The organism is Collimonas sp. (genome assembly GCF_044339385.1).
Taxonomy (GTDB): Bacteria; Pseudomonadota; Gammaproteobacteria; order Burkholderiales; family Burkholderiaceae_D; genus Collimonas.
In genome coordinates, this window is sequence record NZ_JBIIVN010000021.1 from 1 (window position 1) to 23,614 (window position 23,614).

Below are 23,614 nucleotides of genomic sequence, written 5' to 3' on the forward strand. Positions count from 1 at the left end.
TTCGACGCTTGGCTATCGTTCACCCTGCCAGTATTTAGATGACTGGCTCACTGAGCAACATCAGGAAAAACAGGCGGCATAAAAGCCACCTGTTGGAAGACGAAAAATCGAGGGAAGCTCAGACCGTGGCCACCATGAAGGTCAGGCCGCCCAGCACTACCGCAAAGGTATTGTCGATATGGCTGACCATCTCTACCGGTTCGGTAATCAGCTTGCTGTAGATCGGCAGCGTCGCTGCGATGCAGATCACCGTGAGTATTGAAAAGCCGAGGAAGTTGACCGGCAGACCCCAGAAATTACCGCGCTTGACCGAGTTGAAATCCTTGCCGTATCGGGAGAAATCGCCGAAGTTAAGCATCGGCCCGGAGAAGTACGAGACCACCAGCGCAATCGCGTTGATCATCACCGGCAGCGCGGCGAAACCGCTGTACTTGATGCCGCCCAGGTTGAGATCGATATTGCTCCAGCCAGCCAGCCTTCGCCACCAGCCACACTGCCAGCAGCAGCATGACGACATGCACGGCAGGACCGGCCCAGTCGATGAACTTGCGAATCGCCTCCATGCCGATCCAGAACACGAATGCTTGCAATACCCACATCACCATGAAACCTAGCCAGCCGAGGTACGAGAGGCCGGCAAACCCGTATTGCGCGACGTCGGCATAGATCGCCAGCGCCGGAAAGAACTTGAGTAAGATCAGCAGAAAGGCGCCGGAGGCAAGATAGGTCTGGATGCCGTGCCAGGCCACCGCGATGAGGCCACGAATGATGGCCGGAATGTTGGCGCCGAGGACGCCAAAGGTGGTGCGACAAATCACCGGATAGGGGGCGCTGGTTATCTGGCTAGGCTTGGCCACCAGGTTGGCGAAGAACTGCACGATCATGATCCCAAGCAGCAGCGACACCAGCACCTGCCAGCTGCTTAACCCCAGGGCGAACAGGCTGCCGGCGGTGACATAGCCGCCGATGCTATGCACATCCGACATCCAGAATGCGAAGATGTTGTAGCTGCCCCAGGTTTGTTTTTTCAGCGGTGCCAGATCTTCGTTGGTGAGCCGCTCGTCATATGACGGTTTGATCATTGCATTGTGTTTTTCCATCGTGACTCCTCATGTAGTACCGCATTTAAAAACGTGAATAATCAGAACCGGGGGGGGCGCTTGGGCTTCTCGCTGTCGAGACGCTGGTTGTCGTCTGGTCTACGGGGTTAGCTTTATTCTGGCTGTTACTTATTTCGCACAATCAAAGAGCAAATTGCGCACAATGTCAGCCTTGCAGTAAGCCAGAACCGTGCCAGCTAAGGTTTTAATGCCATAAACAAGCGTTTCAAGAATGAAAATGAGCGACGCAGAGGTTGCTTCCAGTAAATACGAAGGCAATCTGCTTGCACAATATTGTGCGCAATTTGGTGCAAAATCCGCCAATTTCTTGCCCCTGCTCCAGCATGGGGCACGCCATCCGTGCTATCGGCTGGATAAGAATGGATAGCGCAGGTAAAACATCGTGCACTCGTGCAACGGCCAGGCTTAGGATTTATACTGGCGCATCACCTAGATGAGGATCTGACCAGCCATGTATCAATTGTGCGCAATCCTGATGTCGCCACTCTCGCTGGCGGTGTCGGCTAATCGGGCCGCAGCATGAGTCAGGCTAGCGGCATGCGCCAGCAAGAATTGAGCAACGACGAGATCGATGCACGTATCCACCTGGCAATCATCGACGCCATCCTGGAGCGCCAATTGCCACCCGGCGCCCGCCTGGTCGAGGCCCCACTATGTGACGCCTTCGGCGTCACGCGCGGCACCTTGCGGCGGGTGTTCGTGAAACTCGCCCATGAAGGCGTGATCGATCTGCAACCGAATCGCGGTGCAGTGATTGCCGCCCATGACATCAATGAAGCACGTGAAGTATTCGAAGCGCGCGTCATCGTCGAAAGTGGTTCAGTCAAGAGCCTGGCGGGCAAACGCCGACGCCTGCCGGAGCTGCGCCAGATGGTCGGGCGCGAACATACCCTGCGCGAGCAGGGTAACTGGGGCGACTGGATTCGCCTCTCCGGCGAATTCCATATGAAGCTGGCGCAAGCCAATGAAAATCACATCGTGACGAGCTATCTGCGGCCGCTGATCGCACAGCTCGCTGTTGATCGGCCTGTATGAAATGCCGAAGCGCAACAGTTGCTCGGCAGGCGAACACGTGGCGATCCTCGACGCAATCGAACAGGGAGATGGCGAGCAAGCCGCGCACTTGATGGCGCATCATCTGGGTGAGTATGCCAGCACGCTCCTGACGGCGCCGAGCCGCCCTACAGAAATCGATTTCGGCAAACTGTTTGCGCCAGTGCGCGGGGTTTAAGCGATACTCTCTGGTATCAGCAGCATCCCAAACAGCACCGCGCACGCAACCGGACAGGACCGCCATGGACGATACCAAGCAACTCGATAAGCAACTGGAATATGTCGGATTCTGGCTCAGGGTCTGGGCCAGCATTATCGATACCGTGCTGGTGCTGGCGATTACCGCGCCGTTGTTGTTGGCAATCTACAGCCGCGAACGACTGGCTGCCGGGATCACCTTTAGCAGTAGCGCCAGTTTCCTGATTTCATATGTGCTGCCGGCGATTGCTGTGCTGGCGTTCTGGAGTTTCAGACAAGCCACACCGGGCAAGATGGCGATTTCCGCCCGGATCGTAGATGCCTGCAGCGGCGGCCCGACCAGCATGAGCCAGAACCTGATCCGTTATATCGGTTATTTCCCGTCGATCTTGGTTTGTTGCCTGGGCCTGATCTGGGTCGGCCTCGACCAGCGCAAGCAGGGCTGGCATGACAAACTGGCCGGCACCGTGGTGGTGCGGCCCAGGCGCGGTAATGGCGCGCCGGTACGCTTCGACCATTAAGCCGCGCTGTCCCCGCTCCACCCGGCACAGGCACGCTGCCAATCGGCGCGGGTCATGGCATATACCGCAGCGTCCATCTCGTACCATCTTTCGATGCCCTGATACCGCATCCCGAGGCGCTGCATGACACGCGCCGAACGCTGGTTATCCTGGTGGCAGACCGCGCAGAGGCGCTCGCCGCCGATGGTCTCGAACGCAAACCCGGCCATGCGCCGCGCCGCCTCTGAAGCCAGCCCCTGACCCCACTTGTCCCGACGCAGACGCCAACCGATTTCCAGCGGGTTGGCGGTGTCGCCGCCGAGGTACTGGATACAGCCTGAGCCGATAAGTTCATCACTGTCTTGCTCAATCAAACTCCACCAGGAAAACCCCCATTCAGTCCACCGCTTCTTGACGCGGGCGATCACCGCCTGCGTGTCCTCTGCGGTCTGAGGCTTACCGGTGATATAGCGCATCACGGCCGGATCGCGGTTGACGGCAAGCAGCCCACCCAGGTGTAAATCATTGAACGGCTCCAGCCGTAGCCGTTGCGTAGTTAAGATGGTCATGGCATGCGTCTGTCAATGGATCGGTGGTGTGGATACGCAGCTTGAATGATGTTCATCGCGTCGACAGGGCAGCGACTTCCATCTCCATTTACGATGCACGCGCCAACGCCATCTGATCGGCCAGCTCGTCCAATCCGCGCACCACGTAATCGAGAATTTGTCCTAGCTCATCGAATGCACTGCCGGCCCGGTTGATCCAACAGACTGGGTAACCGAAATGGCACGCCCCCGATGCATCCCAGGCATTCGACGACACAAATAATATCTCGGCACGATCAAGTTTGAGGTGCGCTTCAGCTAGTTGATAGACACTGTGGTGCGGCTTGAACATGCGCACTTCATCGGCGCTGATCAGATGTGCGAAACACGGCCCGAGTCCTGATTGCGTGACGACGCTGTGTATCGAGTGCGGCGAACCGTTCGATAAGATGGCCAGCGGCAGCCCGCTTGCCTGAAGTCTGGAGAGTGCGGCAGGGACTTCCGCATGCGGTGGCAGGCGCAGATAGGCATCGCACAATGCAAGCTGCGCCGCTGTGTCGAGCGCCAGCTTCAGTTGCCGCGATGTAGACAACAGCGCATCACGGGTAGCCTGTTCGAAGTCGACGTAGTTGCCCATCAGACTGCGTAGCCAGGTGTATTCAAGCTGCTTCTGGCGCCACGCCGCGCTGATCTCGCGCCCGTGACCGGGGTGATAGGTATCGCACAACGTGGCTACCGAATGAACGTCGTAAAGGGTGCCGTACAGGTCAAACACAATGCCGTTGATGTGGTGCATGTAGACTCCTTTAGAAGTAACGCGCAGTCGGCGGCATGAAGCAAGGCGTCGTCGCTCCGCTTGTGGGTTGCGAGGTTGGCAATCATGCGCTAACTCAACGCGACCCGCTACCGATTAAACCCTCATCATAAAGCTCTCGAAGTTGTCGACCGGCAGCGGACGGCAGAAATAATAGCCTTGGTAGGCATGGCAGCCTGCGTTGGCCAGGAAATCTCGCTGCGCGGCGGTCTCGATGCCCTCGGCGATCACTTCCAGGCCAAGGTTCCTGGCCAGTGCCAGGATGGTTTCGGCGTTGGCCGCGTCGTTGGAATCGTACAGGATGTCTCGCACGAAGGCATGATCGATCTTCAACTGATCCAGCGGCAGGCGCTTCAGGTAGGAGAGAGAAGAATATCCGGTGCCGAAATCATCCAATGAAAAAAAGATTCCCGAGAGCTTCAGTTTAGTCATCTTTTCAATGACGTCCTGGACGTTGTCTACCAGCAGGCTCTCGGTCAACTCCAGCTTGAGGCGATGCGGATTCGCGCCGGTGCTGCTGATGACGGCCAGTACCATGTCGACAAAATCGGTTTTGCGGAACTGCTGGGCACTGATATTGACCGAAATCGTTAAATGCGCCAGTTCCGGCCGGATTGCCCATCGCGCCAGCTGAGTGCAAGCGGCTTGCAGAACCCATTTTCCCAGTGGCAGGATCAACCCGGTTTCTTCCGCCATCGGAATAAAATCTGCTGGCAGCACCATCCCGCGCTGTGGATGCTGCCAGCGCACCAGCGCTTCGACCCCGGTGATAAGGTCATTGCCTCGCACCTGCGGCTGATAATGCAGCAGGAACTGCTCTCCCTCAATCGCTTTGCGTAGCCCGGCCTCCAGGTTGGCGCGTTGCACCACCACGGTCTGCATCGCCGGATCGAAGAAACGCAGGGGGTTGCGCCCGGTTTCCTTGGCCTTGTACATCGCCAGGTCGGCCTGTTTCAGCAACTCGTCGATATCAGACCGGTGGCCCTGAAACAAAGTCGCACCGATGCTTGCGGTACAGCGGTATTCAAGTTCGCCAAGCTGGTAGACGCCGCTCAGCGCGACAAGGACTTTCTCACCGACCGCTTCGGTCTGGCGCGCTGCATCCTCGATATTCGGACTCAGGTTGCCCAGGACTATGACAAATTCGTCGCCGCCGACGCGCGCCACTGTATCGACTTCGCGCACGCCGCCAGCCAGGCGCTGCGCTGCCAGCCGCAGCAAGAGGTCACCTTTGTCATGTCCTTGTGTGTCGTTTAAGGTTTTGAAATGATCGAGGTCTACAAACAGTAGCGCGCCGCTGGTCTTATTGCGCGCGCTGACTGTGATCGCCTGCGTCAGGCGATCACAGTCAGCAGGGTGCGGTTGGGAAGATGCGTGAGCGCATCGAAAAACGCCAGCTCCCTGATTTTTTCCTCTGAAATCTTGCGTTCGGTGATGTCATGATGGTGGCCGACATAATGTGTCACGATACCGTCCTCTCCTGTCACCGCGGAAATCGTCAGCCATTTCGGATATATCTCGCCATTCTTGCGGCGATCCCATATCTCGCCCTGCCAGCCGCCATGACTTTGGATGGTTTGCCACATGTCGCGATAGAAGGCGCTGTCGTGGCGGCCGGACCGCAGCATGCGCGGTGTCTGTCCGACTACCTCAGCGGCGCTATATCCGGTGATTTCGGTGAAAGCACGATTGACGCGCAAGATGGTGGAGTTGGCATCGGTGATCATCATGCCCTCGCGCGAATTGAACGCAACCGCGGCGATGCGCAGTTCCGCCTCGGCCTGCTTGCGTTCGGTGATATCGCGTCCGCTGGTGCGAAAACCGGTGAATTTGCCGCGGTCATCGCTGATCGGCGCCCAGGAAATGGAAAGCCAGAACAGCGATCCGTCCTTGCGCACGCAGCGAACTTCCATATCATTGCCGCGCAGGCCCTGCAACGCCTGCTGGAAGCCGGATACAACCCGAGCCCGGTCTTCAGGATAGATCAGCGTAGCGGCGAAATCATCCATGGCCATGCACTCTGCTATCGTATAGCCGGTGTACTCCTTGACCGATGGATTGATCCAGCGCGGCTTGCCGTCCAGGCCCCACCAGATCTCCCAGTTGAGCATGCAGTCTGCGATGGCGCGGAATTTTTCTTCGCTCTCGCGTAATTCAAGCGTCATCGATGCCGCCAACTGCATGGCGCGGCTGCGGCCCGTCAACATCTGCCACGCCAGCAGCGCCAGCAGCGCCAGCAACAGGCTGAGACAACCACCTGTGGCGACAATCGGCAATGCGGCGTTGTGCCCGAAGTGTCCGCCGAAATCGTCCAGTGCGGTCATCGACAGCGTCCAGTCGCGTCCCCCGATAACCATATATTCATTCCCCCACATGGCCCCCGGCGACGGCTTCCCAACCCCATCGTCGGAGTGATACAAGAGCGTGGCGGCAGAAGGTACGACACCGTCGTAAATATCAACAGCCAGTCCATGCGGCAGCTCGCCATACAAGCTCGCCATCAGGTTTCATGTGGAAAGAAGTGTAGACCCAGCCAGCCAGGTGCGCCCGGCGGGCGGCAATGCTGTCGTGTCGTTTGCCGTGCTCATAAAGCGCCAGATACATCAGAAAGCCGGAGCGCAGATCCTGTTCCGCATCGGCCGTCAGGCGGACTTTTCCAGACAGCGCCGCGGCGCCCGTATCGCGTGCCTGCTCCATCGCGCTGCGGCGCGCAGGATCGGACCACATGTCGAAGCCGAGGACTGCGTAATTGCCGCCAAGATTCGGCTCTCGCTGGACTATCGGCGCATAATTCTCGCGTTGTCCCGGCGGTTGCACAGCGTAGTCGGCGAAACCCAAATGACGCATCGCAAGCAGATGATCGCTCTTGCTCAATCCCGGCACCCACTGGCCGACGCCGATGGATTGAATCCCGGAATAATTGGCGTCAAGATTCAGCGAGGCGACATAGTCGTGAAAATCGTCGCGGCTCATCTCGCCGCTGGCCGCATACAGGCTCTGCGCGCTGCGTAGCATCTGCTCGTAGGCGTACATGCGCAGCTCAATGCGGCTGGCAGTATCGCGCAGCACAGCATCGAACTGAGAGAGTAAATCTTTTCTGACGAGTTCCCGTTCATGCTGCCAAAGCGCCCACGTCACGCCGAGCCCTGTGATAAAGACCACCAGGGGCAGCAGAATAAGGCGCCAGCGGCTCACCGCGTTGCTCGCAAACCGACCATGGCGCCAGCACAGGCGGGACTGAAATATTTCTCGAAAATGCGGCGCACAGTGCCGTCTGCGCGCATGTCGTTCACCAGCTTGCGCCATTTCTCCTGCTCAGCCGCCGGCAACGCCTTGCGCGACATGATCAGCCCGTGCGGTATAGCCGGGTCGTTAAATTCGATGGCGGACGTCAGGTCTCGGATCTTCTGTTCATTCAGCGCCGGATAATCGAATGGCGCGATGATCATGCCTTGGATGCTGCCGTGTAACAGCGCCTGGTAAAGCGGCGCCTGACCGTTGGCGCGGCTGAGTCGGTTGGCAGCAGACAATTGCTCGACCAGCCGATTGGCCGATTCGCTATAGCGAAAGCTGCGGATCACGCCGAGCTGAAAATGCGCACCACGCTCGACATCGGCGAGCTGGCGCAGGCCGCTGTCGTGGCGTACCATCAGATAGTATTTACTGCTGAAGTACCAGGCGAAAGTACCAGGCGAAAGAGGCAAAGCGGCTGCGTTCCGCGTTGGCAGTGCCGGACAGACTGAAGTCGAGCGCGCCGGACTTGATCAGTTGCCAGATACGCGCCCGCGACATCAGGCTGACGTTGACTTTACAGCCGCTGCGGCGAATCAGTTCATCGGCGACATCTTTGTCGATGCCGCTATCGGTTGCGGCGGAATACAGCAAACCCTGCGCGTGCAGCGCCAGCGTGAACGGGCGCGAACAGTCAGGGTCGACCTCGGCGGCACTCCCTGCAGTGCGAACCATGAGCAACAGAATACCAAGACAACCTCGGATCATAGCTTTACCATAGCTGTAGAGTTGACTCGGGATGAGAGTGTTACGGGCAACTAAATTATTGCGTCAACGCAACTGATGTTACGCGACACATCCCTTAACTGCAACCGATACCGCGCCCGCCAAGGTCGTATGCCGGGTAATAAATGACAAGTTAGCTGAGGGACATTGATAAACAGGCACAATAAAATGCATAATGCATAATGCATAATGCATAACGCATAATGCATAACGCATAACGCATAACGCATAACGCATAACGCATAACGCATAACGCATAACGCATAACGCATAACGCATAACGCTTGACAGCTTGACATCAGGCAAGCGGATAAGCAAATCAAGCCACAGGATTGCCCTGCGAATCGTACCAAAATGATATGAGTGAAATATTTGAGTGGCATGGTTGCCAGCGCGTTGCATGCACCGGCAACCAGATCGCCTAACCGCGCCGGACCCAGATCACCTTGCCGCCTGCAAGGCTGATGGTGAGACGCTCTTCACGATAGTCCATGGCGCCGGCATAGTGCTCGCCGTCGCGCTCACCGATGCGCCAGGCGCACCCTTGCAGCAAATCGCTGGCCTCTTTTTCGCTCTTGCCGACCAGAGTTTCATCTGTGAGCCGGTCGGCAGCGCAGCCGGCCGCCACTGGCGCCCCGGGTTGCTGGTTGGCTTGCGGATCGGCAGCCGGCACATCGACCACGGCGCAGCCCTGGAGCGCGACGATGCTGATGGCGCCGATGGCGACGCTGGCGGCTGGCAAGAGTTGTTTCAGTTTCATGATTTCTGTCCGTCAAATACGCGCCCGGCAACCGCTTCGGGCCAGGCAAAGCGGCGCATTGTAGCGCGGAAAGGGTTAGGAACAATTCAACGGCCAACCGCGTCTCGCCCCAGATGCTGCCGGGGTGATTTTTGTGTTTAACCGCAATTTTTCATTGCAGTTCGATTGGCGCGTGCGGCAACCACGTCGGGCGCAGAAAAAAGGGTGACGGGGGGCGCCACTCATTTGCGTGATTTATTCGCGTGATTCAATTGCGCCATTCAATCCGGTCATTCATTGCAAGCCGGAACGCAGCGACAATGTAGCAGGACTGCGCCGTTTCAACTGATAACCGGGCCGCCCATGATGTAATGTTCCAGTTGCTGGATGGTGAATTGCTGTTCCGAAATGATGTCCTTGACCAGATCGCCTATTGAGATGACGCCGACCAGTTTGCCATCGTCCAGAACCGGTAAATGGCGTAGCCGGTTTTCTGTCATCAGGGCCATGCACTGCTCGTTGGTATCGTCGAGGCGGACATACATGACCGATCTGGTCATGATGTCGCGCACGCAGGTATCGTTGGAGGAACGTCCCAGCAGGACCATCTTGCGCGCATAGTCGCGCTCGGTGACGATGCCGACGATCTGTTCGCCTTCGGTCACCAGCAATGCGCCGACGCTCTTGTCGGCCATCATCCTGATGGCGTCGAACACCTTGGCGGAAGGCAAAATAGTGTAGGTAGCCTGGTTTTGCTTGGATTTGAGAATCTGGACAACGGTTTTCACGACGGTCTCCTCGGCAAGCCGGCTGGATATTGACAACTCATTTCACCAGCGGTGCTTACGAAAGTAGCCTATTCGTTTTCAAATTGCAAGTGCCTTCTGGAAAAGCCGGAGACCGAGCGCAACGCCCGCAATATCGATCCTGCCGAGGCCCTGACGGCATGGGTGCTGGCGCGACGGCGTCTCTCAAGACGCTAAAACCGCAGCGCGCGAGGGCACTCCTATGTCGATCAGGCGACTTACCGCGAGTGGAAAGCGCCTGCTTAACCACACCGGCAAAATCTCATGTTGCGCTGGCCTGAGGCCGCACCGGTTCCGTCGCGAGATGGCATAGCTCTTTTTCTTCAATTCTTCTTTGCAGCGCCTGCAATATCGCTTGGCTGTTGGCGACGGGATCGAGCGGGCGGGTCCGGCTGCTGGCGATCTCTTGATACAAGTTTTGAACCTCGGCGACGGCACGCTGGTTGCGCACGCTGTTGTCCAAGACAGAGCGGCCCTGCTGAAAGGTACTGCGATCATCTATCCATTCGTGGATCACGGTGTTAGCGAGGACAGCCGTCAGAATCGCCTGCGCCACCGCCCGGGCCGGACTGTGTGGCGAATTGCCAGCATCACCGAAGGCACTGATCGGCTGCACTTCCACGACCAGCACGCGCAAAGCAGGATTGAACAATTTCAAGGCCTCGATGCGCTGGGCCAGCGCCGGCAGGTGCCGCATGTCGTCTTGGCGGGCGTGCACGGGAAGTACCAACACATCGGTGGCAACCAGTGCGGCGTCGCTATCCTGCGTATTGGCACCATCGGCGTCGATGACGATTTCGGCATAATGGCTGCGGCTGTAGGAAAGCGGATCTTCGAGTTCCGATTGCAGATTTTCCGTGCCGCGCGCGGTCAGCCTCGATTTGATGCCAGCAGCATCGCGGCAAGCGCTCCAGCTTAATGCCTGATGCGGTGCCGTAGCATCAATCAACAGCACCTTGCGATAATGCAATGCGCAATGGGCGGCCAGATTGGCGGCTAATATTGAACGTTTTGAAACTTCGTCCTGGCTGAAAACGGTCATGATCATGATAGAGCCCGTATGGCTGTTTCTGATGCATTGAGTGTAGGTAAAGCAGTATAAAGATGTCGTAAAAAAATCGGGCGATCGCATAAATGAAGATAAAAAATGCCGTTCAGTTTTAACTGAACGGCATTTAGCCAGAAGGGTTTTTGCAATTTCACGCCGGAAATCGAGGATCGCGGGCTTGGCGTCGCGCCGCCAGACAGGCAGGCAGGAAGACAGGCAGACTTTTGATTCTTGTATATGTCCGGATCGCCCCAGCCAGTCACCGGTGTCTGCATGCCATGTGCAAAGAAAATCCCTTGCGAGCTGGTGGCGTTGCCGTCCTCTGAGCCGGTCGGCATCTGCCGATCTTGCGAAATCCAGTGCGCGCTGTCGACATTGGCGACCGCGTTGTGCGCCATGCTCATCGGCGCTGTTATGTCGCCTGCTTTGACAATCGTTCCAGACCTTGTCACCATGCGCAATCATTTCCTGCCATTGGGCCTCATCCGGCGTCGCCAGCGGCGCCCGCAGCGGACGGAAATTTTTGGCGTTGTTTGCGGCCTCCCCCGGGCGTTTCCGACCACGCCTGACACTGCAAACCCTGGGCCGCGGCGATGGCTTGCTGGGTATGCGCCCGTCCGGTCCTTTGGGGCCGCGCGGGCCAAATGTGACAGTGGCGCAAATCAGCTGGACTTGTATCACCGAAGACGGCTTGCAATGGGAATGTGCAGCGCCGACCACGCTCTTGAATCGTCGCCCGGCATCGGCGCAAACGGTGGATGCCGGACATGGCCGGCGTTTATTGTTGCGCGATCTCGGTGCTGAGGCCGACGCCCTCGACCTGGTATGGGAACTGGGCTTGCATCCGCTGCCAGTCGATACGCTGCAATGGCGTAACGATCAAGCCGCGCAGGCAGCGGCGCATCTGGATTCGCTGTGGACGCTGGTGCAGGAAGATTTTTTTGGCGATTTCTGGGCTGAACAGTTACCAGATCTGCAGGCCAAGGGATGGGTCATTGTTGTGCGCCCCGGCTTCGCGCACGAGAGCGTGGCGGTTGATGCCTGGCACCTGATCATCAACCCTGCCAACGGCGAGCTGCTGGGCAAGCAAGTTGCCGCCCGCATGCGCGGCCGCGAACCGACTTTGACGGCGCTCGGCGGGCCGCCCGGAGAAGGCTCCTGGCTACTCACGCTAGGCGTTGAAATCGATGGCGAAATGCGCGATCTGGTGCCGCTGCTGGCGCATCTGCTGCAACGTGACGCACGCTGGCTTGATACCAGGACGCTGGCGCTGATCGATGATCACGAGCTGATCCTGTTACGCGCGCCCGGCGGCAAACGCATTGAAGCACCGGACGCGCCGCTCAAAGCCATCGTCGGCAGCATGCTGGACTTACTCAGCGATCCGCAACGGCCGGAAGGGCCGTTGCAACTCTCGGCATGGGACGCCTATCGGCTTGAGGCGATGTCCCAACACCTGCTGGCGACGCAGGCGCAACGCGCCGGTGCCAACGGCAACTGGCAGTTGCAGGGCGATGCCGGCTTGCGCGCATTGGCGCAGCGCTTGCAAGGCGCAGGAGCGCCGCAGCCGGTAGCCGCACCTGCCGGCCTGGGCGTCACCTTGCGCCCCTATCAACTGCACGGCGTGGCCTGGCTGCAATATCTGCGCCAGCATCATCTGGCCGGTATCCTGGCCGACGACATGGGGCTCGGCAAAACCGCGCAGGCGCTGGCGCATCTTCTGATTGAACAGCAGGCCGGCCGGCTCGATCTGCCCGCCCTGGTAGTGTTGCCGACCTCGCTGATCTTCAACTGGCAAGCCGAGGCAAAGCGCATGGCGCCCAGCTTGCGGGTGCTGGCTCTGCAAGGCCCGCAGCGACAACGCGATTTTGCCCGCATGGCGCAATACGACCTGATTCTGACCACCTATCCGCTGCTATGGCGCGATCGCACGGCGCTGGAGACACAGGATTTCCACATGCTGATTCTGGACGAGGCGCAAACCGTCAAGAATGCCGCCGCGCGTAGTGCCGCTGCGCTGCGACGTTTGCGTGCGCGGCATCGGCTCTGCATCACCGGCACGCCGCTGGAAAACCACTTGGGCGAGTTGTGGAGCCAATTCGATTTCCTGATGCCCGGCTTTCTGGGCGACATGCGCAGCTTCAATCGGCTGTGGCGCAAGCCAATCGAGACTGGCGGCCAAACGCTGCGCGCACAGTTGCTGGCGCAGCGGGTCAGGCCGTTCATCCTGCGGCGTCGCAAAGACCAAGTGGCAAGTGAGTTGCCACCGCGCAGCGAAGCGCTAAAGCTGGTCCAATTGCAAGGAAAGCAGCGCGACCTGTACGAAAGCGTGCGCATGGCCGCCGACGAACAGGTGCGCAGCGCGCTTAAGCGCAAAGGCTTCAGCGGCGCCCAGCTGACGATTCTCGATGCCCTGCTGAAGCTGCGGCAAGTATGCTGCGACCCGTTTCTGCTAAAAAACATGCAGCAACCGGATGGTATCGAACGCGCCAAACTGCAACTCCTGCGCGACATGCTGCCGGCGCTGGTGGCCGAAGGGCGGCGTATCCTGGTGTTTTCGCAGTTCACCGAAATGCTGGACTTGATCGCGCTGGAACTGGCCGCATTGCAATTGCCCTGGCTGGTCCTGACCGGCAAAACCCCGCCGTCCCGGCGCGCCGCAGTGGTGGCGCAATTCCAGGCCAAAGCCGCGCCGCTGCTGTTGATTAGCCTCAAGGCTGGCGGCGTTGGCCTCAACCTGAGCGCTGCCGACACGGTGATCCATATCGATCCCTGGTGGAATCCGGCTGTCGAGGAACAAGCCACCGCGCGCGCCCACCGCATCGGCCAGGATCAAACCGTGTTCGTCTATAAGATCGTGGTCGAAGGCAGCATTGAAGAACGCATGCTTGAGCTGCAGGCGCGCAAGGCCGCGCTGGCAGAGGCCGTGCTGGGCAGCGATGCGGCGCTGGCGACCAAGTTCAGCGCCGACGATCTGCAACTGCTGCTGGCACCGCTGACTTAGCCACAAATACGCAGCACCTAAAACAAAAACAATATGAGCGATGCGGCACAGCCGCTGGACGCCATCGCCAGACTTGCTTATGATCAGTGTCTCTCGACTCCCACCAGGAAACAATTTCATGAGCACTTCCGGCCAACCCGCTGTGTCGCAAATTTCTCCCGTCCCGCAATTACTGGGTCTGTACCCGCCGCTGGAACCGTTCAAATCGGGCAAGCTGGATGTCGGCGACGGCCATCAGGTTTATTGGGAGATGTGCGGCAATCCTGACGACAAGCCGGCGGTATTTCTGCATGGCGGACCTGGCGGCGGTTGCAATGCCGATCATCGGCGTCTCTTCAATCCCGAAAAATATTGCGTGATGCTGTTTGACCAGCGCGGTTGCGGTCGTTCCACGCCGCATGCCAATCTGGAGGCCAATACCACATGGCATCTGGTCGCCGATATCGAACGTTTGCGCGCGCTGGCCGGGTTTGAAAAATGGCAGGTGTTCGGCGGTTCATGGGGCAGTACTTTGGCTCTCGCTTATGCAGAAAAACATCCTGAGCATGTCAGCGAATTGATATTGCGCGGAATCTTTACCGGACTCCGGGAAGAGATTCAGTGGTACTACCAGGACGGCGCATCACGCCAATTTCCAGACAAATGGGAAGATTTCATCGCGCCGATTCCGCTGGAGGAACGGTATGACACGGTCAAGGCCTTTAACCGCCGCCTGACCGGCAGCGACGCAGCCGCGCAGCTGGCGGCAGCCAAGGCCTGGAGCGTATGGGAAGGTAGTACGGTCAAGCTGTTGCCAGATCCATCGCTGGCCGAATCGCATGAAGATCCGCAGTTTGCGATTGCCTTTGCGCGCATTGAAAACCACTATTTCATCAACGAGTGTTTTTTTGAGGATCAACAACTACTGCGCGATGTCGATCGGCTACGTGGTATTCCCGGTGTTATTGTTCAGGGGCGCTACGATGTCTGCTGTACACCCAAAACCGCGTGGGAACTGCATAAAGCCTGGCCCGAGGCGGAGCTGCATATCATCGAAGACGTTGGCCACGCGTATAGCGAGCCGGGCATCCTGGATCAGTTGATTCGCGCTACCGACAAATTCGCCGGATAATCTGGCGCAGCCGGCGAAGGACGCCTGCTCTGCGCCCGCTGCGTGTGCACGCCAGCGCGCGCTCCTAGGGCGCAGCGCCGGACTTGGCCGAATAACCGTCGTTAAGGGTTTTCAGGAAGGCGATCATGTCGCCGATTTCTTCCTCGTTCAAGGCTGGCTTAGCGCCCGCCTTGCGGTTCAGCGGCGCATCCAGCGTATCGATGTTGGCGCGGTAGCGCGGCGGCAAGTCGTCGAACTTCACCACTTTGCCTTTGACCTTCGGATACCACTTGGCCGGATCGGTATCGCGTTCCACACAGAAATGCAGCATGTCTTCCAGCGTGTGGAATCGGCCGTTGTGAAAAAACGCGCCGCGCGTGGCGACGTTGCGCAACGTCGGCGACTTGAACATGCCGCAGAACTCGCTTTCCTGCGCCATGTCCTTACGCTGCGGGCCGCAGATGCCGAGATCGACATACTTCGGATCGCGATTCGCCGCTATCTCCGGGTTACGCGGCACCCCCAGCGCCTGGAAGCCGAAATCGGTGAATTGTGCCGGTCGTCCGCCCGGCCCCGGCGTATCGATGTGGCACTTGGCGCAATTGCCTTTGTTCGGATTGTTGAACAGACCGTAGCCGCGCAATTCAGCCGGCGTGAAATCGGCATTGCCAGACATCACGGCATCGAATTTACTGGTGTACGGATGAAAGCTCGGGTCCTCAGTCTGGAACGCTTCCAGTGCCAGCGTGGCTTTTTCCAGCGCTGCTTCAGGACGATCAAAAATATCGGACCCATAGACTTGCCGGAACTGCCCGGCGTAACTGGATTTCTGCAACCTGGCGGCAATCTCGGCCGGATTGGCGTTCGCCATTTCATTCGGATTGAGTAGTGGAATCAGCGCCTGCTCGTGCAGCGAATCGACCTTGCCATCACGGGTGAAACCGCCGGTCGGGCCTTCGTCTTCGGTTTCGTCCGGGCCCGGCACATAGTAATGCCGCGTGAATTTTGGCGTGAAGCCCAAGTAGCGTAGCGACGGCACAGCGCGCGTGCCTTGGCGCCGCATGTCAGCGCCGCCAAGCTGCACTGCCAGGTCGTTCGGCGGGCCGTAGGCATGGCCGGGACTATGGCAACTGGCACAGGACAGCTTGCCCGAGGCAGACAGCGATGCATCGAAGAATAGGTGCTTGCCCAATGTAGCGTCGGCGCTCAATGTCGCCGGCGGTTCGGGATAGCGCACCCAGACTCTTGAGGAAATACTCTTGTCGGTAGCGGCCGTGGCAGGTGACGGTGCAGCGCTGGTCGAATTGACATTGGCCTCAGAGCGCGCAGAGGTGTCGGCATCGTTACAGCTGCTAAGCAGCAAGGTACTGACCGCGACAATTGCGGCCAACCCAGCCAACCCGGCACCCCAGTGGCGGCCCAGTAACCGATCTTGATTGAATTTCAACAAATCACATCCATTTCAACTCTGTGTTGCTGCCGCCACGCAACCGCAGTACAACGTTAATAACAGCGGTCGCAATAACATCATCTGGAATTTTAATGAGGGTCAGAGTCGAATATGTTGTTACGGCTATATTCGACTCTGACCCTCATTAAAACGCGACTCTGACCCCAATAAAACGGTCTTAGAAGTTAAACATGGCCATCAGATCGCCAATTGCGACGGTGTTTGCCGGCCGGTACTTGTCGGCAGCCATGCTGACCGGGTTCGGCAGGTTGTCGCGGCTACGCGGCGACAATGGCGGCAGACGCCAGTTGCGTTCGATGAATTTCAACATCGACGAGTGATCGTAGTAGGTATGGTCGATAAAGCCAGCGCGGGCATACGGAGATACCACCATGAATGGAATGCGCGGACCGTTGCCGAAGAAATTCAGATTCTGAATATACCCGGTATCGAAATGGCCGCCGCCTTCGTCGGTGGTGACCAGGATCGCGGTGTGCGCCCACAGCTTCGGATTGGCTTTGACCTTGGCGATCAGATCTTGCAGGAAGGCTTCGTAACGGGCCGGTGCCGAATAGCCCGGGTGGCCGCTATCGAGGTTCTTCGGTACTACAAACGAGACTGCCGGCAAGGTACCCGCGGCGACGTCGTTATAGAACGAGGTGAGGCCCGCCAGGTTCGATTTCAGGTTAGTAGTCATGACGTTGCTGGACGCTACCAGCGGGTCGCCAATGGCGTTGTACTGTGCGCCCTGCACAACCACTGCCGGGAAGCCCAACGCGATTGCGTCGTCAGCGACGTCTGCCAGTTCGCGGCCGCCGGTGTACCACTTCCATGCTACGTTCTTCTTGGCCAGGCCTTCAGCGATGGTCGGCACGGTTTGCGGCGGGTAGTTGTAGTTGTTAGGACCGATTGGCTGCACCTTGCCGTTCATGTCGTAACCTGGATTGTAGTTGTTCACCAGATAATACTTGCCGGGGTCGGAGTTGCTCTTGACCTTCTTGCTGCCGAGGAAATTCAGGATCGCCCCGACACCAGGCTGGTTAGCATCCGAACAGTTGACGTAGGAGCCGCCCTGATAGCCGTCCTGCGTGTAGAAGTTGGTAGTTTGCGGCATCGGGTTGGGATTTTCGATCTGGTTGGCCGGCGGTACGGCGGCAACGCCATTGTTGGTGAAGTAAGGCAAGTCACCAGTGGCGATGTTGAAGAAGTTGGCGCCAGTGCCGCCCATGATGCCTTGGTGATAGTTGTCGCTCATCGCGTATTGCTGCGCCAGCGATTTAAAGAACGGCGCATCGCCGGTGGACATATTGAAAAAGCCCATCAGTTCGCCGCCCTGGCCGGGATTGCTTGGCGTGATGCCTTTGGTGTCGCCGCCCTGGCCGACAGTCGCGGCGACCCAGGTGAACATGTCGAGCTTGCTGTTGTCGCCGCCGGTCTGTTGCCACATCTGGAAGAAGCGGTGTACCGGATCGCCGGTCTGCGATGTGGTGGCGGTGCCGTATGGCACATATTTGCTGACCTGATACGGGCCGTTTGGCAGATTTGCCGGGAAGCGGGTATCGGCCACGCCGCCCGGATCCTGGAAGGTCGGCGGAATCAGTTCACCGATGGCGGTAGGCTGGGGCAGCGTAGCGTAGGCTGTCGAACGGGTTGGATTGATGCAGAGCGTAGTTAGGGCGAGACGGGGATAATTGCGAGACGAAAAATCGAATTACGGAGAAAACAGATGCAAATTAATGCCAAGATCAACGTAGTAACGCTGGTCGCTGCATGTGTGCTGGCCGCCGGCGCGCAAGCGTAAACCCCAGGCCAGGATCAGGTAGTCAGGATCGCTCACGTCGGCCCGATTACCGGCCCGGTTGCGCATGTCGGCAAGGACAATGAAAACGGTGCGCGCATGGCGATCGACGATCTCAACGCCAGGGGCATCGTCATCGATGGCAAAAAGATCAAGTTCGTGTTGCAGGCCGAAGACGACGCCAGCGATCCCAAGCAGGCCACCTCGGTGGCGCAGAAACTGGTTGATGCCAAGGTGGCAGCGGTAATTGGCCATCTGCAGTCGGGCACATCGATCCTGGCGTCGAAGATCTATTACGACGCCGGGATCCCGCAGATTTCGCCATCGGCCACCAGCAGCAAATACACTCAGCAAGGCTTCAACACCATCTTCCGCGTGGTTGCCAACGACGCGCAACTAGGCGTCGTCATGGGGCGCTACGCTGCCAAGACATTGCAAGCCAGGCGGATTGCTGTGATCGATGATCGTACCGCCTATGGCCAGGGTCTGGCGACCCAGTTCGTCAAGGAAGCCAAGGCCAATGGCGTGGCGATTGTCGCCACGCAGTACACCAGTGATCGCGCCATCGATTTTAGCGCCATTCTGACCGCCATCAAGGCCCGCAAGCCTGACCTGATTTTCTTCGGCGGCATTGACGCCAGCGCCGCTGCTATGTTGCGCCAGATTCGCCAGCTCGGCATCCAGGCCAGGTTCATGGGCGGCGATGCGATCTGTACCTCGGCCTTGCCGCGCCTGGCCGGTGAGGGGCTGATCGACGACAACCTGTATTGCGCAATTGCCGGCGGCGTCGAAGACAATCTGGCTCTGGACGCCTTCAAGGCTGCTTACAAGAAAAAATACCAGGCCGATATCGTGCAATACGCGCCGTACACCTACGATGCCGTGATGATCATCGCCGATGTCATGCAGCAGGCCAATTCGGTCGATCCGAAGAAATATCTGCCAGTGCTGGCCAGGATCCGGCACACCGGAGTCACCGGCAAGATCGCCTTCGACAAGAACGGCGATATACGCAACGGCACCCTGTCGATCTACACCTTCCGTAACGGCCAGCAAACGTTGTTGACGGTGACCAGATAGGGCGCTGGTCTTAAATGGCGACGCTTGGGTGGCGGCGGCCGAGTGGTGGCTAAGTGGTAACGATACGGCAGCGCCGCTACGGCGTGCTGTGCCCGCACTCTCACGACTGGCAGATGGCAAGGATATAATCCGGCGATGCACATTTCTCCGATTTTTACTTCCCTGCTCAGCCCGTTGCCGCAGCATCAGATACTCAGCCGCCTGGTGTGGATACGGCTGGTGGCGATCGTCGCTCAGTTGCTGGTGATTGCGGCGGTGCATTTCTCGATTGATGTCGGTCTGTCGCACGGCACCATGCTGTCGCTGTTTGGCGTGATCGCATTTCTTGGCGCTTTCAATCTGCTAAGCTGGTGGCGCATGCGCTGGCCGCGTCCGGCTGGCGATATCGAGTTGTTCTGCCAGTTGCTGGTCGATGTCAGTTGTCTGTCGTTGTTGTTGTATTTCTCGGGCGGTGCTACCAATCCGTTTGTCTCGTTTTATTTGCCGGCGCTGGCGGTGGCTGCGGCCATTTTGCCCTGACGTTTGGCCTCTGCACTGACGCTGTATGCGTTTGCCAGCTATTCGGTGCTGACCTATGTTTATCGGCTCTTATCCATCCATGATCAGCATCGCAGCATGGCTTATCACCTGGCCGGGATGTGGGTCAATTTTGCTGTATCTGCAGCGTTGATCACCTGGTTCGTCACGCGCATCTCCAGCAACTTGCGCCAACGCGAGGCAGAACTGGCGCACGCGCGCGAACGCCAGTTGCAAAGCGAACGCATTGTTGCACTCGGCGCCCAAGCCGCCGGCGCGGCCCATGAAATGGGTACGCCGCTGGCCACCATCGCGGTGATTGTCGGCGAACTGCAGCATGAAGCCCGACGCAATCCGGCGCTGGCAACCTACGGCGCCGATCTTGCCGTCATCGAACAGCAGATCGCTGTATGTAAAGCCGCGCTCGATCACATGCGCGTCGATGCAGATCCGGCTGCCGGCGGCGGGTCCAGCCCGGTAGACCTGAAAAACTGGCTAAAGACTTCAATCGATGGCTGGCGCTTGCGCTATCCCGCAATCAATCTTGCCCTGCTGTTGCCAGAAGGCGATGGTCGCAGTGCGCACCCGCGCATCCTCGGACAACTGCTGCTGACCTTGCTGGACAACGCCGCGCGTGCGGTCGCCGACAACCGCGGCCGGGTCCAGGTGAGGTTGCAGATCGCCGACGGTTCTGCGCTGATACGGGTTGAGGATAGCGGTGGCGGCATTGATCCCGGCTTGTTGCAGCGGCTCGGCTACGAGCCGGTGGCAGCCAGCGCTGACGGCAAGGGTATCGGCTTGCTGCTGGCATTCGAAAGTGCGCGCCAGATCAACGCCAGCATCAAACTGGCGTCAAGCCCCGGCGTTGGCACCGTCGCCGATTTAAGGATTACGCTGTTATGAGCCATGCTGACGATCCGGCTTTCCTGATTCTTGACGACAACCAGGTGTTCGCCGAAACCCTGGCGCGTTCTCTGACCCGGCGTGGCTTCATTGTCACAGTTGCGCATGACGGTCAGACGGCCCTGGCCGCTGCGGCACAGACCACTTTTACCTTCGTCGCCATCGATCTGCAACTGGCCGGCGACTCCGGCCTGCAATGGATTGTGCCACTGCGCCAGTCGCAGCCGCAGGCCAGGCTGTTGGTGCTGACCGCGTATGCCAGCATCGTCACCACGGTACAGGCAATCAAACTGGGTGCCGATAATTACTTATCCAAACCAGCCAATCTGGACTCCATCCTGGCCGCACTGCAAGCCGATGACAGCAAAGGCATGGCACCGCAATTTTCCGAGGCGGCAACCCCATTGTCGGTAGATCGTCTGCAATGGGAGCATATTCAGCAGGTGCTGGCGCAGCACCAGGGCAATGTGTCGTCCACTGCGCGTGCGCTGAGCATGCATCGACGGACGCTGCAGCGACGCCTGGCAAAAAAGCCGGCAGCCAAATAACTCGCCGGTTCTGGCGCCGCCCGATCACCTGAATTCGCTATTTTCTTATCCAGCGATCTGTCGTAATTTTTCCTGTAATTTCTCTTATACGACGCCTGATGCATGGATCAAAGACGCCTGTATCAAGTAAGCACATTGCCAGTCGAGTTGGCCTGGACGCCGAGCAGATTGCCAGGCAGATTTTCTATCACGCGCAGAAAAGCGCCGTTGTTACCGACCGCGCGCGCGACGATCAGCGATCCCTGAATCGCTACCACGGCGTTTTCGGCACGGATCGCTGCCTCCAGCTTGTCGGCGCCGGCCTCTTCCGCTACCGCAGCCAGAATGCTCATCAATGCGCGCATGCGGTTGCTCAGATGTTGCTGGAACAGTGAGCCGGCCTCGCCGATGGTGAACACGTCCATCAGGCAAGGCGCAAGTCCGTTCGCATAATGTTCAGCCAACTTGCTGCTGAAGCGCTGCAGGCGCAGTGCCGGCGCATCGCGGCTCTCTAGCGTCGACATGACGTGCCTGGTAAACCAGTTGCCGACCGCCGCCAGCGCGGCGTTCGCCATGTCTTCCTTGCCGTTTGGGAAATAGTAATACAGACTGGAGCGGCATAAGCCTGTGGCTTCTGACATACGCGACAGACTGCTGCCCTCATAACCCTAGCGGCGGAAGGCTGCCAAGACACGTTCCACGACTTCGTCGCGGCTCAGATTCGTTGCTAACATGGCAGTTGATGTACCGAATGTTCGTTGCGATCAACCCTGCTAACAATTTAATTGCGGAGCGACAAAACAGCAAGGATTTGGTTGGCTAACCTGTGCAATACGCAACAACCGGTCTGGCTGTCACCACATGGAGCTGTAGCATTCTGCACCAGCGCTTGCCAAGCCGAACCGAACCGAACCGGCACAACCCGGCCCGGGACAAAATCAGCAAGTTCAGTTATCAGGCTTGATGATGCCGATCATCACTGCCCGGCTGATCGCGTGGCGGGTGGTGAGCACGCCTAGCTTGGTTGCCACGTTCTTAAGGTGAAAGTACACGGTACGCTGCGAGATACCCAGGATCAGCCCGATTTCGTTGCTGGTCTTGCCGTCCGCGCTCCAGCGCAGGCATTCCAGCTCACGCGTCGATAGCAGTGGTTCCTGGCTCTGCGAGACCTTGCGCCAAAGCAGTTCTGCGGTTTCCTGCAGGTGCACGCCGAGCAGCAATGCATCGGCCTGGGCGTTGGTGGACAAAACGCTGGGGATGACCGACTTACCGTAGAAATCGAGACGGCTTACCGCATTCTTGCTGTGAATAGCGACGCTCATCCCTTGCGTGATGCCCATCGATTTAAGCAAAGGATAGAGCGCCGCATCGCACAGCTTGCACACTTGTTCCGCCTGCCAGTTCAGTGGCAGCCGTGAGCGCGTCAGATGCTGTTGAATCGGATCGCCCGGGTCTGGCGCCGGACCGTTCAGCAGTTGCAGCATCGCAGTCGGCAGGCTGCCGAAGGTATGCACCACTGGCGCGCCGTTGGCACTGGTGATGTCCATTTTCAGGCTGAAATCGCAACTGTCCAATTTTGCCAGCAGGCGTTGCATGCGCTCGCGCAGCGGCCCCCCAGTCGGGCGCTTGCAGTATCTCCAGCAGTTCCGCGGCGGATAATCTGGGAGCGGCTTGGCTTAGCAGCATGGCATGTTTGATCCGGTTATTTGAGATCGGCCGATTGGTCGCGCACGAACTCGGCCAACGAATAAAAAGGTTGATGCAAATAATGCGCAGGAAAATCGAATAATGCCCAATGATAATCCTGAATGCCGGAGCAAATCTGTGCCGGCAGGCAATATGATATCCAATCGTGGCGGATTGTGTCGGTATACATGCCGCCACTATCCGAGAAGAACGGCACCAGCCGCAATTCCCGCAAGCCGGCCAGTAATTCCAGCGGCGCACCGTAATCCTGCCCTACCTCAAGTTGCGACATCAGGCTGGCCTCGGTTTCAATCACCATCAGCGTCGCCTTGCCATGCATATCAAAAAACAGAATCCCGGTGGGGTTAGGAAACAAGTAATATTCGACAAAGCCATGGCGCCCACACAACTGCTCGACCAGCGTCTCCATCGCCGGGTCCGAGAGGAAGGTATAAGAATGGCGGGTCAGCAGGTCCTTTAACGTCAGCGACTGAGCGTGAAAGAATTCGTTCTGCAGGCTACGGATTTCTAGCTCCAGACGATCAAGGGCATCGTGGTCGCTTTTCTTGATAAAGCGGTCGATCAGGCCCCTGTTACGGCTGACCGAAAATTGACCCAGCAAAGGGCATAGTGCTGATTCAAAATTGACCCAGGTGTTCTACTTGTCCTGTCTAATTTTTAGGCAGGAGATATAAGGTGATCACCATGGAAATGTT

The 23,614-nt window shown here is 58.3% G+C and carries 22 protein-coding genes and 3 pseudogenes; 10 read left to right on the forward strand and 15 right to left on the reverse strand.

All coding sequences use genetic code 11. The features are described 5' to 3' along the window. Positions 1–121: 121 nt before the first annotated feature. Positions 122–1,100, reverse strand: a pseudogene (locus tag ACIQ0R_RS02870) (cytosine permease); the annotation flags it as partial. A 540-nt stretch (positions 1,101–1,640) separates the two neighbouring features. Between ACIQ0R_RS02870 and ACIQ0R_RS02875 the strand changes: the two are divergent. The 3 genes from ACIQ0R_RS02875 to ACIQ0R_RS02885 all read left to right on the forward strand — a co-directional run bounded on the left by ACIQ0R_RS02875 (position 1,641) and on the right by ACIQ0R_RS02885 (position 2,893). Continuing rightward, positions 1,641–2,156 carry a GntR family transcriptional regulator gene (locus ACIQ0R_RS02875; RefSeq protein ID WP_395823487.1) on the forward strand — a complete coding sequence of 172 codons (516 nt, stop codon included), beginning with the start codon at positions 1,641–1,643 and terminating at the stop codon, positions 2,154–2,156. A 1-nt stretch (position 2,157) separates the two neighbouring features. Continuing rightward, positions 2,158–2,352: an FCD domain-containing protein gene (locus ACIQ0R_RS02880; protein WP_395823488.1), complete on the forward strand. Its 195-nt coding sequence runs from the start codon at positions 2,158–2,160 to the stop codon at positions 2,350–2,352. A 64-nt stretch (positions 2,353–2,416) separates the two neighbouring features. Next, a complete protein-coding gene (locus ACIQ0R_RS02885; protein WP_395823490.1) occupies positions 2,417–2,893 on the forward strand; it encodes an RDD family protein in 477 nt (158 codons plus the stop codon). Here ACIQ0R_RS02885 and ACIQ0R_RS02890 read toward each other — a convergent pair. The 6 genes and pseudogenes from ACIQ0R_RS02890 to ACIQ0R_RS02915 form a co-directional block, all read right to left on the reverse strand. Beyond that, complete coding sequence (locus ACIQ0R_RS02890) at positions 2,890–3,441, reverse strand: GNAT family N-acetyltransferase (RefSeq protein ID WP_395823492.1); 552 nt, start codon at positions 3,439–3,441, stop codon at positions 2,890–2,892. The genes ACIQ0R_RS02885 and ACIQ0R_RS02890 overlap by 4 nt on opposite strands. Positions 3,442–3,529: 88 nt before the next feature. Then, entirely contained in the window at positions 3,530–4,216 is a 687-nt protein-coding gene (locus ACIQ0R_RS02895) for a haloacid dehalogenase type II (protein ID WP_395823494.1), read from the reverse strand. A 114-nt stretch (positions 4,217–4,330) separates the two neighbouring features. Further along, positions 4,331–7,429, reverse strand: a pseudogene (locus tag ACIQ0R_RS02900) (EAL domain-containing protein). Further along, positions 7,426–8,233: pseudogene (locus tag ACIQ0R_RS02905) on the reverse strand (substrate-binding periplasmic protein). The pseudogenes ACIQ0R_RS02900 and ACIQ0R_RS02905 overlap by 4 nt, the downstream one beginning before the upstream one ends. A 439-nt stretch (positions 8,234–8,672) precedes the next feature. Beyond that, positions 8,673–9,011 (reverse strand): hypothetical protein, encoded by a 339-nt coding sequence (locus tag ACIQ0R_RS02910; protein ID WP_395823496.1) that lies wholly within the window; start codon positions 9,009–9,011, stop codon positions 8,673–8,675. A gap of 320 nt (positions 9,012–9,331) precedes the next feature. Further along, positions 9,332–9,778 (reverse strand): CBS domain-containing protein, encoded by a 447-nt coding sequence (locus ACIQ0R_RS02915; RefSeq protein WP_395823498.1) that lies wholly within the window; start codon positions 9,776–9,778, stop codon positions 9,332–9,334. 51 nt (positions 9,779–9,829) lie between these two features. On the opposite strand from ACIQ0R_RS02915, the gene ACIQ0R_RS02920 reads away from it, so the two are divergent. After that, positions 9,830–9,973 (forward strand): hypothetical protein, encoded by a 144-nt coding sequence (locus ACIQ0R_RS02920; protein WP_395823500.1) that lies wholly within the window; start codon positions 9,830–9,832, stop codon positions 9,971–9,973. Between the two features lie 85 nt (positions 9,974–10,058). On the opposite strand, the gene ACIQ0R_RS02925 is transcribed toward ACIQ0R_RS02920, so the two are convergent. Both ACIQ0R_RS02925 and ACIQ0R_RS02930 read right to left on the reverse strand, forming a co-directional pair. Next, positions 10,059–10,844: a hypothetical protein gene (locus ACIQ0R_RS02925; protein ID WP_395823501.1), complete on the reverse strand. Its 786-nt coding sequence runs from the start codon at positions 10,842–10,844 to the stop codon at positions 10,059–10,061. Then, positions 10,841–11,299 carry a glycoside hydrolase gene (locus ACIQ0R_RS02930; protein WP_395823522.1) on the reverse strand — a complete coding sequence of 153 codons (459 nt, stop codon included), beginning with the start codon at positions 11,297–11,299 and terminating at the stop codon, positions 10,841–10,843. Before ACIQ0R_RS02930 ends, ACIQ0R_RS02925 begins: the two co-directional genes overlap by 4 nt. A 68-nt stretch (positions 11,300–11,367) precedes the next feature. Between ACIQ0R_RS02930 and ACIQ0R_RS02935 the strand changes: the two genes are divergently transcribed. Continuing rightward, positions 11,368–13,848, forward strand: coding sequence for a DEAD/DEAH box helicase (locus ACIQ0R_RS02935; protein ID WP_395823524.1), 2,481 nt, complete (start codon positions 11,368–11,370; stop codon positions 13,846–13,848). Between the two features lie 118 nt (positions 13,849–13,966). Further along, positions 13,967–14,959 (forward strand): prolyl aminopeptidase, encoded by a 993-nt coding sequence (gene pip / locus ACIQ0R_RS02940; protein WP_395823502.1) that lies wholly within the window; start codon positions 13,967–13,969, stop codon positions 14,957–14,959. 64 nt (positions 14,960–15,023) lie between these two features. Here the strand turns inward: pip and ACIQ0R_RS02945 are convergent, their stop codons facing one another. The 3 genes from ACIQ0R_RS02945 to ACIQ0R_RS02955 all read right to left on the reverse strand — a co-directional run bounded on the left by ACIQ0R_RS02945 (position 15,024) and on the right by ACIQ0R_RS02955 (position 18,255). Beyond that, positions 15,024–16,385 carry a cytochrome-c peroxidase gene (locus ACIQ0R_RS02945; RefSeq protein WP_395823504.1) on the reverse strand — a complete coding sequence of 454 codons (1,362 nt, stop codon included), beginning with the start codon at positions 16,383–16,385 and terminating at the stop codon, positions 15,024–15,026. A 181-nt stretch (positions 16,386–16,566) separates the two neighbouring features. Further along, complete coding sequence (locus ACIQ0R_RS02950; protein ID WP_395823506.1) at positions 16,567–17,955, reverse strand: alkaline phosphatase family protein; 1,389 nt, start codon at positions 17,953–17,955, stop codon at positions 16,567–16,569. Positions 17,956–18,099: 144 nt separating this feature from the next. Further along, positions 18,100–18,255, reverse strand: a complete 156-nt coding sequence (locus tag ACIQ0R_RS02955; protein ID WP_395823508.1) for a hypothetical protein — start codon at positions 18,253–18,255, stop codon at positions 18,100–18,102. Here ACIQ0R_RS02955 and ACIQ0R_RS02960 point away from each other — a divergent pair. From ACIQ0R_RS02960 to ACIQ0R_RS02975, 4 genes are all read left to right on the forward strand, one after another. Further along, positions 18,217–19,266 carry a branched-chain amino acid ABC transporter substrate-binding protein gene (locus tag ACIQ0R_RS02960; protein ID WP_395823526.1) on the forward strand — a complete coding sequence of 350 codons (1,050 nt, stop codon included), beginning with the start codon at positions 18,217–18,219 and terminating at the stop codon, positions 19,264–19,266. The two genes, ACIQ0R_RS02955 and ACIQ0R_RS02960, sit on opposite strands and share 39 nt — an antisense overlap. A 135-nt stretch (positions 19,267–19,401) precedes the next feature. Next, the gene (locus tag ACIQ0R_RS02965; RefSeq protein WP_395823510.1) at positions 19,402–19,785 is read left to right on the forward strand and encodes a hypothetical protein; all 384 of its coding nucleotides are present in this window, start codon (positions 19,402–19,404) and stop codon (positions 19,783–19,785) included. A gap of 3 nt (positions 19,786–19,788) precedes the next feature. Continuing rightward, complete coding sequence (locus ACIQ0R_RS02970) at positions 19,789–20,685, forward strand: sensor histidine kinase (protein ID WP_395823512.1); 897 nt, start codon at positions 19,789–19,791, stop codon at positions 20,683–20,685. Then, a complete protein-coding gene (locus tag ACIQ0R_RS02975) occupies positions 20,682–21,233 on the forward strand; it encodes a response regulator transcription factor (RefSeq protein ID WP_395823514.1) in 552 nt (183 codons plus the stop codon). Before ACIQ0R_RS02970 ends, ACIQ0R_RS02975 begins: the two co-directional genes overlap by 4 nt. 122 nt (positions 21,234–21,355) lie before the next feature. Here the strand turns inward: ACIQ0R_RS02975 and ACIQ0R_RS02980 are convergent, their stop codons facing one another. The 3 genes from ACIQ0R_RS02980 to ACIQ0R_RS02990 all read right to left on the reverse strand — a co-directional run bounded on the left by ACIQ0R_RS02980 (position 21,356) and on the right by ACIQ0R_RS02990 (position 23,520). Beyond that, positions 21,356–21,853: a TetR/AcrR family transcriptional regulator gene (locus ACIQ0R_RS02980; RefSeq protein ID WP_395823516.1), complete on the reverse strand. Its 498-nt coding sequence runs from the start codon at positions 21,851–21,853 to the stop codon at positions 21,356–21,358. 306 nt (positions 21,854–22,159) lie between these two features. Beyond that, entirely contained in the window at positions 22,160–22,807 is a 648-nt protein-coding gene (locus ACIQ0R_RS02985) for a LuxR C-terminal-related transcriptional regulator (protein WP_395823518.1), read from the reverse strand. A gap of 107 nt (positions 22,808–22,914) precedes the next feature. Then, positions 22,915–23,520, reverse strand: coding sequence for a hypothetical protein (locus ACIQ0R_RS02990; protein ID WP_395823520.1), 606 nt, complete (start codon positions 23,518–23,520; stop codon positions 22,915–22,917). Positions 23,521–23,614 lie beyond the last annotated feature (94 nt).